The sequence below is a fragment of the Nitrobacter vulgaris genome (assembly GCF_031453995.1).
Classification (GTDB): domain Bacteria; phylum Pseudomonadota; class Alphaproteobacteria; order Rhizobiales; family Xanthobacteraceae; genus Nitrobacter; species Nitrobacter vulgaris.
In genome coordinates this window covers 23,786-38,789 of the sequence record NZ_JAVDPZ010000012.1, presented here as the reverse complement: position 1 = coordinate 38,789, position 15,004 = coordinate 23,786, and the positions used below count along the sequence as shown (strand labels likewise).

Here is a 15,004-nt window from a genome sequence, read left to right as displayed (position 1 = left end):
GCTGCTGGCGGGCGATTGCAACCGGTCACAAGTCCAGATCGCTGATCACTCGACCGCCGCTCTGGCGGCTGGCCTCTATCGCCACGGAGTCAACTGGTCTCGATCACAGCGCGGCGGCGAGCATAACGGTTACGCAGCAACCCCAGCAGGCCGAAGCGATCAACAACAGCCGCGAATGCGGTGCTTCAGAGCGTTGGTCAACCGTTGATCACGGCCGCACATAGCTCCAGCCCTGTTCCTGCAACTCCAATAGCCGCACCACGCCCAAGGGCACAATCGTTGTTCCGGGCAGCATCTCAAGCAGATGGCCTTCCTTCTTCTCCATACTCTGCTTGGTGTTGTTGCAGGCCGAGAACTGGATCTTACTGGGGGATGCCGTTTCCCGTATCTGCTTGATGCGCTCCTTCACAGGCGACGAATCTATGCGCAGCATGTGGATACCCGGGCCGCACGCCATGATTTCGACGGCCACCGTCTGGTCCAGTCCGCGATAGTGCTCGATCACGTCTGTGGCGTTGTTCAGCGCGAAGTCCATGGTGCGCCGATCGTTCTGGTCGACCTGGATCACAAGGCGATGCTGCGGCTGCGGCTCGGCGGCGAAACCATGCGAGGTGAATGCGATCAACAGCCCTGCTGCGGCGATGATAGGACGCATAAATCGGCGCATAGATACCTCCTGTAGCCGTCGCGATCTTCTGGGCACGGTCGCTGTGTCGGCGCCTGCGTGTTCTCGAACAAATCCTCTCGCGGGATCAGGCTCGGGCAGCACGGAGAACACCGGTAACAGTAGCGTACGTCGCGCACATTGCCTTTGGCAAGCTCAAGGTTGAACACCCGAGCAATTTATCCAATCGACCCGGCATCGATGACGGCGTCGCGCCACTCTGAGCCAACCCCAAGCTTGAGAGCGGCATCTATGCCGCCGCGCGCGAGTGATGGCATCGGCCCTGCCGGCATCTCGCGCAGTCATCGACCAGCCTTAAAACCAGCTTGCGCGAACCGCCGTGCAGAACCCTGCCAAATTACAGCGGAACGGGGCCGAGTAGCTTCGGCATAATCCCCGACTTGATCTCCGTCTTCACGGCCCGCATGTTAGATCGGATCGCTCAGTACATCCACGATTCCGTCGGCGTTATACTGGATGTCTGGCAAGCTGGAATGATGCCCGGACCAGCGATCCTGCAGGATTCCCTCGGAATGAAAGGTATCCGCCCATGCCCGACTACGGTGAATTTCGCAACGACAGCCGGCGTGGAGCTTCCGATGAACGGCTCGACGCGGCTGCGTTTCACCGCAACCATGTCGCGATCTGGACGGTTCTCGAAAAATTCCTGCGCGGCAAGACAGGTAACGTGCTCGAGGCCGGCAGCGGCACCGGACAGCATGTCGTTTTCTTCGCGCGGCAGTCGCCCGGCATTACCTGGTGGCCGACCGATCTTAACGACCATCATCTCCGGAGCATCGCAGCGTGGACCGCTCACGAGAACCTAGCCAACGTCCGGCAGCCCCAGCGGATCGACCTATCGAATCCATGCCAATTGGCGGAAATGAACGATGGCCACGGCGCGTTGCTCGCGGTGTTCTGCGCCAATGTGATCCATATCGCGCCGTGGCGCGTCGCCGAGGGCCTGATCGCGGGCGCCTCACACTGTCTGCGTCCTGATGGGCGGCTGTTTCTCTATGGACCGTTCAAGCGAAACGGGCGACACACCGCGCCAAGCAACGAGGCGTTCGATGCCAGCCTTCGCAATAACAATCCAGAGTGGGGCGTACGCGACGTTGACGAGGTGGCGACGCTGGCGCAGCAAAACGGCCTGACGCTGACGGACATCACTGAAATGCCCGCCAATAATCTGATCCTTGCGTTCGAACGAAATCAGGGATGAGCGTCGCAGCCGCCTCCCAGCCTGCGGGATTACCGCAGCGGCGGAGCATACATGATGCCGCCCGCGTTCCAGAGTTGGTTCAAGCCGCGTGGAATCTTCAGCTTTGAATCACTGCCGATATTGCGGTCGTAGATTTCGCCGTAGTTGCCGACGCGGCGGATGATGCGTGCCGCCCAGTCCTTCGTCAATCCGAGACCCTCACCATACTGACCATCGGTACCGACCAGCCGCATCACATCTGGCTTCTTCGACTTCATCGCCTCGTCGATGTTCTTCGAAGTGATGCCGAGTTCTTCGGCATTGATCATCGCATAGAGCGTCCATTTGATGATCATCATCCAGTCGTCGTCGCGCTGGCGAACAACAGGCGCCAACGGCTCCTTCGAGATCACATCGGGCAGGATGAAGCTCTCGTTCGGCTTGGTCAGCCGCAGCCGCAACGCATAGAGATGAGAAACATCGGCGGTCAGAACATCGCACTTGGCCTCGTCATAGGCCCTTAGCATGTCCTCCAGCTTACCAAACTTGATCTCCTCGTACTTCAGGTTGTTGCTCTTGAAAAAGTCCGCGAGGTTGAGCTGCGTCGTTGTGCCATCCTGTACACAAATTTTGGTACTATCGAGATCGAGCGCCGAGTCCGCCTTGCGCGAGGTACGGACCATGAAACCCTCGCCGTCATAATATGCGACCGCCGGGAAGTAGAGGTTGTAGTTGGTTTCCCGCGACATGCTCCAGGTCGAGTTGCGCGCGAGGATGTCGACCTTGCGGCTTTGCAATTCCTTGAAACGTTCGTCGGCCTCAAGCGCAACCAACTTCACCTTCGCCGGATCGTCGAAGATAGCGGCTGCCACGGCGCGGCAGAAATCCACGTCGAAGCCTGACCAGTCGCCCTTCTCGTCCGAATTCGAAAACCCGGGCAGGCCGGTGTTGACGCCGCACAGCACGGCGTCGCGCCGGAGCGTTCGTTTCAGGGTCTTGGTATCGTAGCGCTCATAGGTGATCGCCATCACCGCGATAGCGGTGGCGATGGCGAGGCCTATCAGGAGGCCGCCTCGAAATGTTCGCATGGATAGCCCCTTTCGCAATATCGAAAAGTATCGGCGCAAATAACGTAATGATGATTAGAGACTGGGTTTCTGCCGCACGATCACACGCGTGCCGACCGGAATGCGACCATAGAGATCGACAACGTCGGCGTTGACCAGACGGAAGCAGCCCGAGGAGATCGCAGTTCCGATGGTATCGGGCCGGTTGGTGCCATGGATGCGATATACTGTCGTGCCGAGATACATCGCGCGTGCTCCGAGCGGATTGCCGGGGCCGCCCGCCATGAAGCGCGGCAGGTAAGGCTGGCGCGCGATCATTTCCGGAGGCGGGGTCCAATCCGGCCATTCCGCCTTTCGCGAAATATTGAGAATCCCCTGCCACTGAAAACCCGCGCGGCCAACGCCGATGCCGTAGCGAATCGCGCGGCCATTGCCCTGAATGAGATAAAGGTGACGTTCTGCGGTCTGGATAATGATGGTGCCAGGCGGCTCGGTCGTGCGATAGAGCACCACCTGCTTGCGAAATTCCGGGTCGAGTTGGAACGAATCATCGGCAACGAGACCGGGCTGATCGCCGTCGACCTGCTGCGTAACCTGCTGCGCAAAACCGAGCGTGGCCGAGAGCATCAGGCTGCCCATAGCAGCAACCGCCAGGGTCAGGTGCCGAAACGCGGTCATCGCTTGTCTCCTTTATTGCACGGCAATAATTTCCGCCTGCGTTCCCGTCAATCACATATGGCATAAAATCCGAGCGGCGGCGCGATGGCAAGCGATCGCGCGGCGCCCCACCGGAAAGCGTAAGATTTTACAGGAAACGCCCCGGCACCGGCTTCAATTTTCGAACCACCTCGGACCCAGTCAGATTCGAATCGAAAGGCGCGGCAAACTGCCCGCTTGGTATGCGCAGGACACGCGACCTCGTCGACGGGAAAAATCGTGTCCGCACGGGATGGTAAGGCGTTTACGAGCGTATAGCCCCCTGCAATGACTTCAAACGGAATCCCGTTTTACAGGTCCATGACCCAGGTCTGCCTGCTTATGACCGTCGCGGTTCCACCACCCACCGCCAAGCGCTTGAAACAGCGCGACCGTATTTGCCAGTTGCGCGGCCTGCGCATCGAGACGCGCAAGGGAGGTCTGCAGATACGCCTGCTGCGTGGCTAGTAGGAGCGGCACGCTGATTTGCCCTTGATCGACCTGTTTACGCACTAACGTGATGCTCTCTGTCGCCGATCGTTCCGCGTCCGTCGCCGCACTGATCGCACGCGTGCCCGCCTGAAGGGCTCGCAAGACATCCGCAACGTTCTGAAAAGCCGCGAGAACAACGCTGCGATATTGAGCGAGTGACTGATTCGTTTCTTCTTCCGCCGCACGCTGCTTGTTTGCCAACGTCCCTGCGTCAAAAATGGTCTGCGCAGCATTGCCAGCGATCATCCCGAGGGCCGCTCCTGGAGTGGCCAATTGCGAAAATTTGGCAGCCGCGGCACCGCCACTTGCCATCAAGGTTATCTGCGGAAGGCGATTGGCGATCGCCACTCCGACCATTGCATTGGTCGAATGAAGGTTCGCTTCGGCAGCCTGAATATCAGGGCGCTGTCTTACGAGATCGGCCGGAAGACTGAGTGGCAGACGGCGGGGCATTCGAAATGACCCGAGATCGAATGTTTCCTTTGGAGCGTCACTCGCCAAACGACCGGTCAGGAATGACAACAAATGACGCTGTTGCGCGAGCTGTTTCTCGAGATTCGGCAACAACAGCCGGGTCTGCGCAACCGAAGTCTCTTGCGCTGCGACATCAGTCTGGGCAATCTGCCCCTGCTCCTGTTGCCGTCGCAGCAACTTCAAAACCTCGGTCTGCAAACCAAGGACGCGACGGGTCGCCGCGATCTGTCCCCGAACCCGGCCTTCCTCGATCGCCGCAAGTGCGATGTTGCTGGCCAATGTCAGGTAGACTCCTTCGCGCTGGAATGCACGCATCTCGGCCTGCGAATCCGTTGACTCGACCAAACGCCGCGTCCCCCCCCACACATCGGCAAGGTACGACACGGTCACTTGGCCAGTGTGCAGACTCAAAAGGTGGGCGTTGGACTCAAGGGGCGACTGCAGATCGACCGGCACCTGCTGGCGCGACGAATTGAAGCCTCCCGTCACATTGGGAAACAGCAAACCGCGCTGGGCGAGCGCGTTGGCTTCCGCCATCCTGACCGCAGCCTCCGCAGCGGCGAGGTCCGCATTGTGCGTGATACCATCCTCCACCAGTTGGTTCAGCGCAGGCGAACGAAACAACTCCCACCATTGGGGAGGAACCTCTGCGGTGCGCACGATCGGATGTCCAGGCACACGATCTCCGGCGGGATCGGACAAGTACCTGGAAGTTTCCGGAGGCGCCTGAGGTTTGTAGTCAGGTCCAACCGCACAGCCTGACAGCGCAGGCGACACGGCAGTCAAAAACGCCACGATGCAACATCGCACACGGGAAAACGCCAACCCCCATCCTGTTTTCGGTGAATGAACCACCGATCCATTCTGTTGGCTTGACCGCACGAGATGCCCCTTCAACCACGGTTTCACACGAACCGACTTTCTATTCTGCCGGATCGAACGCCGATTCGGGAGCAGCCGCCACCGTTTTTCGTTGGAAAAACAGCGCGATGAGAGCTGGCAGCGCGACGAGGATCACAAGTGGAGCCACCATCATTCCGCCGACCACGACGACAGCCAGCGGCTTCTGCACCTGCGATCCGATTCCGGTCGACATGGCGGCAGGCAGCAAGCCGATTCCCGCAATGACGCACGTCATCAGGACAGGGCGCATTTGAGCCTCTCCGGCTCTTATGATCGCATCGATCCGCTGCAGGCCCGACTCGATGAGCTGATTGTATTGCGACAGGATCAGAATCCCGTTCATCACCGAGATGCCGAACAGCGCGATAAAGCCGATGGCGGCCGAGACGCTGAAAGGAATGCCCGTCGCGAACAACGCAAAGACACCACCGATCACCGCCATCGGAATGACGCTCAACGCCAGCAACGTGTCCCGTATAGATGTGAAATTGATCCATAGCAGCAGCCCGATAACGGCAAGGCTGAGCGGCACGACAATCTCCAGACGCGCGATCGCTTCCTGCAGATTGCGGAATTCGCCGACCCATTGAAGCTGGTTTCCGGCAGGCAATTGCACGTCCTGCGCAATTCGCTGTTCGGCTTCCTTGATGGTGCTACCGAGATCGCGGTCACGAACACTGAACTTAATCGGCAGGTAACGCTGCTGTTGTTCCCGGTAAATATATGAAGCTCCGGTGACGAGTCGGATGTGCGCGACCTCGCCCAACGGGATCTGGGTTATTCCTTTAGCCCCTGATACGCCGATCGTCAGCTTGCTGATAGCTTCCGCGCTCTGACGATACTCGGGAGCCAACCGCACGACGATCGGAAAATGGCGATCACTTCCGTGCTCGTAAACGTCGCCCGCTGACTCTCCGCCGACAGCCGTCCGGATCATCGAATTGATATCACCCGGCGAGAGTCCATAGCGTGCGGCACGCTCACGATCGATATCGATCTGTATCGTCGGCTGGCCAAGCGACGTGAAAACGCCAAGGTCTGTCACACCCGGAACCTTCTCGAGCACGGCCTTGATCTTGTCGGCTGTGTCCGTCAGCTCCTGCAAATCATTGCCGAACACCTTGATCGAGTTCTCGCCCTTAACACCCGATACCTGCTCGGCCACATTGTCCTGCAGATACTGCGAGAAATTGAACTCGACTCCCGGAAATTCTATCTTAAGCCGTCCCTGGATTTCTTCGGTCAGCTTTTCCTTATCCACGCCATGGCGCCACTGACTGATCGGCTTTAGCGGAGTGAAGAACTCGACATTAAAAAAACCGGCGGCGTCCGTGCCGTCGTCGGGACGGCCATGCTGCGTCACGACTGTCTCTACCTCGGGAAAGCTGCGGATCAGCTTGCGCATCCGGTTGGCATAGCCGTTCCCCTCCTGAAGGGAAATCGTTGCCGGCATGGTGGCGCGTATCCACAGATTGCCCTCCTCCAGCTTGGGAAGAAATTCCAACCCCAGAAATCGTATCGCGATCCCCGCCAGAATGAACACCGCCAACGTCACAGCGACCGTCAACCTTCTGTTCGCGACAGTGACTCGCAAAGCCGGACTGTAGAAGCGGTGAAGGGTGCGCACCAGCCATGTTTCCGTCTCCCGAACATGCTCCGGCAGCAGAAGTGCGCTGAGCGCCGGTGTCACCGTAAAGGTTGCGAGCAGGCCTCCCGCAAGGGCGTAGGCGTAAGTCTTGGCCATGGGGCCAAAGATGTGCCCTTCAACGCCGCTCATGGTGAAAAGCGGAATGAACCCCGCAATGATAATGCCGGTCGCAAACAGGATTGAGCGGTTGACGCTGATGCCCGCAATATAAATCGCGAGAAGCTTTCCGCGCAATCCGGACGCGTTGTCGTCCTCAGGCAAAGTCTTTTCGCCGCTATGCCCAAGTTCCCGGAATATTCGTTCGACCATGATTACAGTGGCATCGACGATCAAACCGAAATCGATTGCACCGACCGATAGCAGGTTGGCGGATTCGCCGCGCAGAATCATGATCCCGATGGCGAAGCACAACGCGAAGGGAATCGTCGCGCCCACGATCAACGCGCTGCGAAGATTCCCGAGAAACACCCACTGCAATACAAAGATCAGCAGAATGCCGACTGTCATGTTGTGCAAGACAGTGTGCGTCGTGGTGTCGATCAGATCCTGACGATCATAAATGCGCTCAATTCGTACGCCGGGCGGCAAAATCCCGGAAATATTGATACGCTCGACTTCGGCCTTCAACCGCTCGATGGTCGGAGTGCTCTGCTGGCCGCGGCGCATCAGGACGATGCCTTCGACGATATCGTCGTCGTTGTCCTGGCCGGCAATGCCGAGGCGGGGCTGATGCCCGATGATAACCGTCGCAACGTCTCGAACCAGAACAGGATTGCCTTCGGCTTGCGTCAACATGGTATTGTTGATGTCATCGCTCGAGCGTATCAGCCCAACACCCCGCACAACTGCCGACTGCGTGCCCAGATTGACGATATTTCCGCCGACATTCAGGTTGCTTCCGCGCAGCGTCTGCAGCAATTGCGGCAGGGTCAGCCTGTAGGCGACGAGCTTATCGAGGTCGACCTGCAGTTCAAATGTCTTGGTTTTCCCACCCCAGCCAATGACGTCCACGATCCCGGGCACGGCGCGAAAGCGGCGTTGCAGAACCCAATCCTGAAGAGTCTTCAGATCGAGCACGCTATAGCCGGGCGGGCCGACTAGTCTGTAACGATAAATTTCGCCGACGGGACTGACGGGACTGATGGTGGGCTGAGCGCCATCCGGCAATCCGTTGAGCTGCGCCAAACGGTTGAGAACCTGCTGGAGCGCCTCATCGTAGGTATAGGCATAGGTGAACTGCAGTTTGACGTCCGACAGTCCGTAAAGAGAAATGGTTCTCATTACCCGGAGGTTCGGCACGCCGGACAGCTGCGTCTCGATCGGAATCGTGATGTAACGTTCGATCTCTTCGGCCGAAAGTCCGGCGCTCTGAGTGATGACGTCCACCATAGGCGGAACGGGATCGGGATAGGCTTCGATATTCAGGACCCTGAACGCGGCGATCCCGCCGGCCAAGGTCATAATGAAGAGAACCAGGATCAGAACGCGCTGCTTCAATGCAAACGCGATGATCGGATTGATCATGACGAGCTACCGTGTTCGTCAGGTCTGTTTGGCGACTGCCATCCGGTCGATGAACAGACTGCCGCGGGTGACGATTTTTTCGCCCGGACGGAGCCCATCCAGCACCTGGATCAGCCGAGCGCTTGATTGACCTAACTTGATCTGACGCAATTCGACGCCTTGATCGTCACCAACGACCCAGACATGCGCATTGCTTCCTTCATAGATCACTGACTCAAGAGGCACCGCCGGCATTAGCTCTCCGTCGCTGTCAACGATCGTAACGCTCGCAAACATCTCGGGTTTGAGCAGTCCGTCCGCGTTATCGACGGTGGCGCGGACCAGAAGCCGCCTATTGTCCGGGTCGATTCCCGGTGCGACGTAGTCGATCCGGGTCTCAAACATACGGTCGGGCTGCGTCAAGACCTTGAACATCAGGCGTTCGCCGATCTGCACCTTGGCAACATCGGTCTCGCGAACATAGGCCACGATCCAGACTTTCGACGTGTCTCCGATCAGGAACACCGGATCGCTCTCGCTTGCCCCGGCATTGACATACTGTCCCATCCCGACCTTGCGTTGCAGAACGGTTCCGGCCAGCGGCGCGTAGACGGGAGCGTCGGGCGTGAGCGCGCCCGTCTTCTCGAACGCTTCAATCTCCGCGTCGGTTTTCCCAACGAGCCGCAACCGGTTGCGCGCGGCCTCAAGCGCAACTTCTGCTGATCGGGAATCGTTCTCCGAAGAAGTGAGATTGGCCTGAGCTTCCTGCCATTCTCTCTGCGACGCGGCCCTATCCTTCGCCAGGCTCGACATTCTTCGCTCGACGATCTGCGCGAGGTTGACCTGGGAAACCGCCTTGTTCCGGGTGGTCAGGGCGACGACGAAATCTTTCTGGGCATCCACGGAATCGGCCGCCGCGATCACAAAAAGAAGCTGGCCTTTCTCGACGTGATCGCCGGACGCGACCATCAATTCTGTCACCCGGCCCGCATAGGGTGCGAAGATGCGGGTCGACAGGTTCTGATCGAGCGCGATCTTCCCCTCGGTACGGAATTCGGAACGGAACACGTGTTCCTCAACCGGCTGCACCGACACGGTGTCCCATTGCGATGCCGTCAAACGCAGCTTTCCGTCAGACCCTTTGATTTCGCTGTCCAGCACTGAATTGCGGGCGGCGCTGCCGCGATCGACTCTCAGGACGGTTGCAGCCGTCCCGACAAGGGCCAATGCGATCGTGAGACCGATGACAATCCGAGGGATTGTCATCGCACGCCAGAGTGACGTCAGATTACGCATGATCCCGTATCCCCTTGCCCCGCCGATTGGTGAGGCAAGCCTGTCCCCTCAAAAACCAATGATTTTTATGCTGGCTCAAGGCCTTGCCTGTCCAGCGCTTGTCGCCGATGAGGGCGATGAATCCTCATCACGCGACCGTATATAATATAGATTTAACATCTTACGGCAGCCTTACAACGGCAATATGATGACGCTTACACAGAGCTTACAGTCGGGCTTCGGCGCGGCCGGAAAGACACCAGTACCCGCTCGCCCCCTGCAAGTCACGGCCGCAGAAGGGGGAAGGGAGCGTTCGCGCCCATGAGAATCTTGGTCGTCGAGGACAGCGAAGAACTGGCCGACCTTCTGGCGAAGGGAATGCAAGCGGCCGGGTACGGGGTCGATCTTCTCACCAATGTCGCCGATGCCTCCAGCGCACTGGAAACCAATCGTTACGCGGCATTGATCCTGGATCTCGGCCTGCCCGATGGCGATGGACTTTCGATCCTGCGTGAACTGCGGCGCCGCAAGGATCCGATCCCTGTCCTTATACTCACGGCACGTGGGGGCGTGGAGGATCGAGTCAGCGGGCTCCGAAGCGGAGCAGACGACTATCTTGTCAAACCTTTTTCCTTTGACGAGCTGGTGGCGCGGCTCGAAGCGCTGCTCAGGCGGCCGGGGCAGTTGCTCGGCAGCTCATTGCGGCTTGCTAACGTGACCTTCGACAGCGAAGGCCGGCAAGCTTTTGTCGACATGAAGCCTCAGAACCTATCCGCCCGAGAGATCGCGGTGCTTGAGTTGCTTTTGCGCCGCAAGGGCAACGTCGTCTCCAAGAAGCTTCTCGAAGATCAGATCTTCGGCCTGACCGGAGATGTCGCCTCCAATGCCGTCGAGGTTTATGTCCATCGTCTGCGCAAACAGCTCCTGGACATTGGTGCAAAGGTCAAGATCAGCACTATTCGCGGCGTCGGCTATGTGATGATGGAGAGCGACTAGTGTGGTGGTTCAGAAGTTCGCTTTCAGCGTCCAACGAGTCTGCCAGGCGAACTTCTGAGCCTAAACCACACTAGAATTATAAGGTTGCTAGTGTCCCTTTGATTCCGAAGTTCGCATCAAAGGTTGCTGCAAGGGTATGCGAACTTCGGAATCGGGACCTAGATGCCGCGGCGAAGATCAATCCTGTCCCGCATTGTCGTCCTTCATGTTGTCGCGATCATCATTGCGGCGCTTGTATTGCGGTCCATCTTGCACTGGTCGCTGGCAACGGACGTCGCCAAATTCCAGCTGAACAAGATGACGGCCCAAATCGAGGTGTTTGCCCGAAATCTAAAGCCTTCGTCGGCGGGCGGATGGTCGCTTAGCCTTCCTGATGGCGCACGCGATCAGTATTCGGAAGCCTATGGCCGCTACAAATATGCAATCATTGACGATACGGGTTCGGTGATCTTCTCGTCGAGTCCCAGCAAGAAGCCGTTGTTTACCGTCGATTTGAACGCGAGCGGCATTGTTCCGCACAACGCCCTGACCCGGGGCGAAGCCAAAACGATCGCCGGTGCCAGCGCGCGCAAGGATATTGGCGACCATCCAGTCTGGATACAAGTTGCAGAAGAGCTGTCGCATAGCGACGTGGTCGTCGACGATATCCTGGTCAACTTCCTCCGGCAGGTTGTCTGGATCATCGTTCCAGTTCTTCTTCTCCTGCTTGCTGCTGACATCATCATCTTCCGTCTGGCGATTAGACCGCTACATCGCGCGTCCAGCCGAGCGAGACATATCAGTCCCACACGTCTGGACGTCCGTTTACCAACCGACGACATGCCTCCCGAAATTCTGCCGCTCGTGGAAGCCGTCAATCAGGCCCTCGATCGGCTTGAGCATGGCTTCCTCGCTCAGCGCGAGTTTGCCGCCAATGCAGCACATGAGATACGAACGCCACTTGCCATCCTTCGCACGAGGATCGAGACCCTACCGCATGGAGAGGCAAGCCATGCCTTAGGACGGGACGTTGACAACATGAGCCGTGTTGTTGGCCAGTTGCTCGACGCGACGGAGCTCGAGACAGCCGTGGTCGATCCGGATGCGGTCGCGGATATTCACGAGGTTTGCGTCGAAGTTGCGGAATTCATCGCGCCATTGGCTCTGAAGCAAGGAAAGAGCATTGAATTGATGTGCGCCGATGAGCCCGTTCTCGTCAAAGGAAACGCGGAGATGATCCGGCGCGCAACACGAAATCTCGTTGAGAACGCTCTTCATCACACTCCCCAGGGTACGATCATCGAGATCATCGTTACCGCGGATGGCTCGATCAGCGTGATCGACAATGGCGATGGCGTGCCGTTGGCGGACCGCGAATCGATTTTCCAGCGATTCTGGCGGCGATCCCCGCGCACTGCCGGAGGCGCGGGTCTGGGATTATCGATCGTCGAAAAAATTGTAAAAGCGCACCAGGGGAGTGTCTCTGTCGAGGACGCGCCCGGCGGTGGCGCCAAATTCACGATGCACTTCCGGCCGGATGGAAGGACGCTGTAACGGCACTATGCGACCCTCGATTGCCTTTTCAAAAGTCATGGCTGCGCTCCCGTAGCTATTGTCCAATGACAACTTTCCCGAAACCCGCGACTGGGGTGTCAAAATTCCGGTTTTCCCCGCCGGGGCGGTACTGCCGTCATTGCCAAATGATACCATAGGCATATGCTCGCCGGATTGGAGGCAGTGCTCGGCAAGGAGATCGAGGATGAAGATACTGACCGTCGCGTTCGCTCTCGTATCGGCTTTGTTGCTGTGTTGCTCGGGAGCATTCATTACCGCAGCCGATGCGAAGCCCAGGCGGGTTATCATCGTCACGCCTCCAACTCCGCAACCCTATTGGGACTCCTATATCGTTCCGCGATATCGATATCGACCCGAGGACGATCGAGTAGATCCGTGTGGCGGACCGGTCGTGCCGGTCATGCGATATGGGGCTCAAGAGACAACGATTCCCGTATGGCTGGCGAATGATTTGGGTCTTGGCCGTGTGCATGGTCGAGACTGGCCGTGCCGGGGTCGAGGCTACCGTTAGGCAAAAGCAAGCTCGAGAATGAAGCGTGTCTCTCCGCTCCAGGGTGAAGAAACCAAGCCGCGTGGCCTTTTGTCGGATCGAGACCGTCCAGCACTTGCTCGGCGCCGCAGGAAACGGAGGCCGTTGCAAAACACGCCTCGGTGTTGGCTGAAGGAGAGTCCGCGCCCTGCTGTTGAGCGGCAGATTTGCGTCAAGAAGCGGGCCGCCGCGTTTAGCTGCGCAGCCCCGGCGCTTCCTGGCCGGTGCGTGCGACGTATTCGGTGTAGCCGCCGCCATACTGGTGGATGCCCTCGGCCGTCAGCTCCAGCACGCGATTGGAAAGGACGCTGAGGAAATGTCGATCGTGCGAGACGAACAGCATCGTGCCCTCGAAATCCGACAGTGCCGTGATCAGCATCTCCTTGGTCGCAAGATCGAGATGGTTGGTCGGTTCGTCCAGCACCAGGAAATTCGGCGGATCGAACAGCATCTTCGCCATCCCCAGCCGCGCCTTCTCTCCACCCGACAACACCCGGCATCGCTTCTCAACGTCGTCGCCGGAAAAGCCAAAACAGCCGGCGAGTGCGCGCAGGCTACCCTGCCCCGCGGTCGGAAACGCATCTTCCAGTGACTGGAATACCGTGCGGTCGCCATCGAGCAGATCCATGGCGTGCTGGGCAAAATAGCCCATCTTGACACTGCTCCCGACGGCTACCGTGCCGGCGTCGGGCTCGCTGGCGCGGGCTACCAACTTGAGCAGCGTCGACTTTCCGGCTCCGTTGACGCCCATCACGCACCAGCGCTCGCGCCGGCGGATCATGAAATCGAACCCACCATAGATCCGCTTGCCGCCATACCCCTTGTGGATGTTCTTCAAGGCGACGACATCCTCGCCGGAGCGCGGCGGTGGCGGAAAATCGAATGCGATCGTCTGACGGCGCCGGGGCGGCTCCACCCGCTCGATCTTGTCGAGCTTCTTCACCCGGCTCTGGACTTGCGCCGCGTGCGAAGCACGCGCCTTGAAGCGCTCGATGAACTTAATCTCCTTGGCGAGCATCGCCTGCTGGCGCTCGAACTGGGCCTGCTGTTGCTTCTGGTTCAGTGCACGCTGCTGCTCGTAGAATTCGTAGTTGCCGGAATAGGTCGTCAGCGAGCCAGAGTCGATCTCGACGACCTTGCCGATCACGCGGTTGATGAACTCGCGATCGTGCGAAGTCATCAACAGCGTGCCTTCATAATCTCGGAGGAAGTGTTCGAGCCAGATCAGGCTTTCGAGATCGAGATGGTTGCTCGGCTCGTCCAGCAGCATGACATCGGGGCGCATCAGGAGGATACGCGCCAGCGCCACGCGCATTTTCCAGCCTCCGGAGAGCGCGCCGACATCGCCCTCCATCATCTCCTGGCTAAACCCCAGGCCTGAGAGCGCCTCGCGCGCCCGGCCATCAAGTGCATAACCGTCGAGCTCCTCGAAACGATGCTGCACCTCTCCATAGCGCGCGATGATCTTCTCCATCTCGTCGGCGCTATCCGGGTCGGCCATCGCGGCTTCGAGTTTGCGGAGTTCGGCGGCGACCACGCTGACGGGTCCCGCTCCATCCATCACCTCCGTTACGGCGCTGCGGCCGGACATCTCGCCGACGTCCTGGCTGAAATAACCGATGCTGATGCCACGATCGATCGAGACCTGCCCTTCGTCGGGCAGTTCCTGGCCTGTGATCATCCGGAACAGCGTGGTCTTGCCGGCCCCGTTCGGACCGACGAGGCCGATTTTCTCGCCCTTGTTGAGCGCCGCCGAGGCTTCGATGAAAAGGATCTGGTGGCCAGCTTGCTTGCTGACGTTGTCGAGACGGATCATGCGATCTTTTTGCGCGAAAGAAGTATCGCGGTCTCTTAGTCCATGTGGGCAGTAAGTGGAAGCCCGGCCGCAGTCGAGGCGTGAAGCCGAGCGCCAAGCGCGGCCGGCCGAAGATGCGCCTGGGCCGTCCTCCTATTACACACGCCGCGCGACCGCCTACGTTCCGCGCTGGAAGAAGCCGCAATA

At 58.9% G+C, this 15,004-nt stretch carries 10 protein-coding genes; 3 read left to right on the top strand and 7 right to left on the bottom strand.

All coding sequences use genetic code 11. From position 1 onward, the window contains the following. Positions 1-208: 208 nt before the first annotated feature. A complete protein-coding gene (locus GGQ85_RS09460; protein WP_079448091.1) occupies positions 209-667 on the bottom strand; it encodes a DsrE family protein in 459 nt (152 codons plus the stop codon). Between the two features lie 547 nt (positions 668-1,214). Between GGQ85_RS09460 and GGQ85_RS09455 the strand changes: the two genes are divergently transcribed. Then, entirely contained in the window at positions 1,215-1,886 is a 672-nt protein-coding gene (locus tag GGQ85_RS09455; protein ID WP_079448092.1) for a DUF938 domain-containing protein, read from the top strand. 29 nt (positions 1,887-1,915) lie between these two features. On the opposite strand, the gene GGQ85_RS09450 is transcribed toward GGQ85_RS09455, so the two are convergent. The 5 genes from GGQ85_RS09450 to GGQ85_RS09430 form a co-directional block, all read right to left on the bottom strand. After that, positions 1,916-2,953, bottom strand: a complete 1,038-nt coding sequence (locus GGQ85_RS09450; protein WP_309774272.1) for an amino acid ABC transporter substrate-binding protein — start codon at positions 2,951-2,953, stop codon at positions 1,916-1,918. A gap of 54 nt (positions 2,954-3,007) precedes the next feature. Continuing rightward, positions 3,008-3,610, bottom strand: coding sequence for a L,D-transpeptidase (locus GGQ85_RS09445; RefSeq protein ID WP_079448094.1), 603 nt, complete (start codon positions 3,608-3,610; stop codon positions 3,008-3,010). 312 nt (positions 3,611-3,922) lie between these two features. Next, positions 3,923-5,371, bottom strand: a complete 1,449-nt coding sequence (locus GGQ85_RS09440; RefSeq protein WP_309774329.1) for an efflux transporter outer membrane subunit — start codon at positions 5,369-5,371, stop codon at positions 3,923-3,925. A 145-nt stretch (positions 5,372-5,516) separates the two neighbouring features. After that, a complete protein-coding gene (locus GGQ85_RS09435; protein ID WP_309774271.1) occupies positions 5,517-8,669 on the bottom strand; it encodes an efflux RND transporter permease subunit in 3,153 nt (1,050 codons plus the stop codon). 18 nt (positions 8,670-8,687) lie between these two features. Continuing rightward, positions 8,688-9,944 (bottom strand): efflux RND transporter periplasmic adaptor subunit, encoded by a 1,257-nt coding sequence (locus tag GGQ85_RS09430; protein WP_079448097.1) that lies wholly within the window; start codon positions 9,942-9,944, stop codon positions 8,688-8,690. A gap of 300 nt (positions 9,945-10,244) precedes the next feature. On the opposite strand from GGQ85_RS09430, the gene GGQ85_RS09425 reads away from it, so the two are divergent. Together GGQ85_RS09425 and GGQ85_RS09420 are read left to right on the top strand one after the other, a co-directional pair. After that, positions 10,245-10,919: a response regulator gene (locus GGQ85_RS09425; protein WP_309774269.1), complete on the top strand. Its 675-nt coding sequence runs from the start codon at positions 10,245-10,247 to the stop codon at positions 10,917-10,919. 162 nt (positions 10,920-11,081) lie between these two features. Continuing rightward, complete coding sequence (locus tag GGQ85_RS09420; RefSeq protein WP_309774268.1) at positions 11,082-12,452, top strand: sensor histidine kinase; 1,371 nt, start codon at positions 11,082-11,084, stop codon at positions 12,450-12,452. Between the two features lie 743 nt (positions 12,453-13,195). Here GGQ85_RS09420 and GGQ85_RS09415 read toward each other — a convergent pair. Beyond that, a complete protein-coding gene (locus GGQ85_RS09415; RefSeq protein ID WP_309774266.1) occupies positions 13,196-14,818 on the bottom strand; it encodes an ABC-F family ATP-binding cassette domain-containing protein in 1,623 nt (540 codons plus the stop codon). Positions 14,819-15,004 lie beyond the last annotated feature (186 nt).

Bases quoted from the DNA above. Each gene is read 5' to 3' on its own strand.
- GGQ85_RS09460 (WP_079448091.1), bottom strand. From the start codon at position 667: ATGCGCCGATTTATGCGTCCTATCATCGCCGCAGCAGGGCTGTTGATC.
- GGQ85_RS09455 (WP_079448092.1), top strand. From the start codon at position 1,215: ATGCCCGACTACGGTGAATTTCGCAACGACAGCCGGCGTGGAGCTTCC.
- GGQ85_RS09450 (WP_309774272.1), bottom strand. From the start codon at position 2,953: ATGCGAACATTTCGAGGCGGCCTCCTGATAGGCCTCGCCATCGCCACC.
- GGQ85_RS09445 (WP_079448094.1), bottom strand. From the start codon at position 3,610: ATGACCGCGTTTCGGCACCTGACCCTGGCGGTTGCTGCTATGGGCAGC.
- GGQ85_RS09435 (WP_309774271.1), bottom strand. From the start codon at position 8,669: ATGATCAATCCGATCATCGCGTTTGCATTGAAGCAGCGCGTTCTGATC.
- GGQ85_RS09430 (WP_079448097.1), bottom strand. From the start codon at position 9,944: ATGCGTAATCTGACGTCACTCTGGCGTGCGATGACAATCCCTCGGATT.
- GGQ85_RS09425 (WP_309774269.1), top strand. From the start codon at position 10,245: ATGAGAATCTTGGTCGTCGAGGACAGCGAAGAACTGGCCGACCTTCTG.
- GGQ85_RS09420 (WP_309774268.1), top strand. From the start codon at position 11,082: ATGCCGCGGCGAAGATCAATCCTGTCCCGCATTGTCGTCCTTCATGTT.
- GGQ85_RS09415 (WP_309774266.1), bottom strand. From the start codon at position 14,818: ATGATCCGTCTCGACAACGTCAGCAAGCAAGCTGGCCACCAGATCCTT.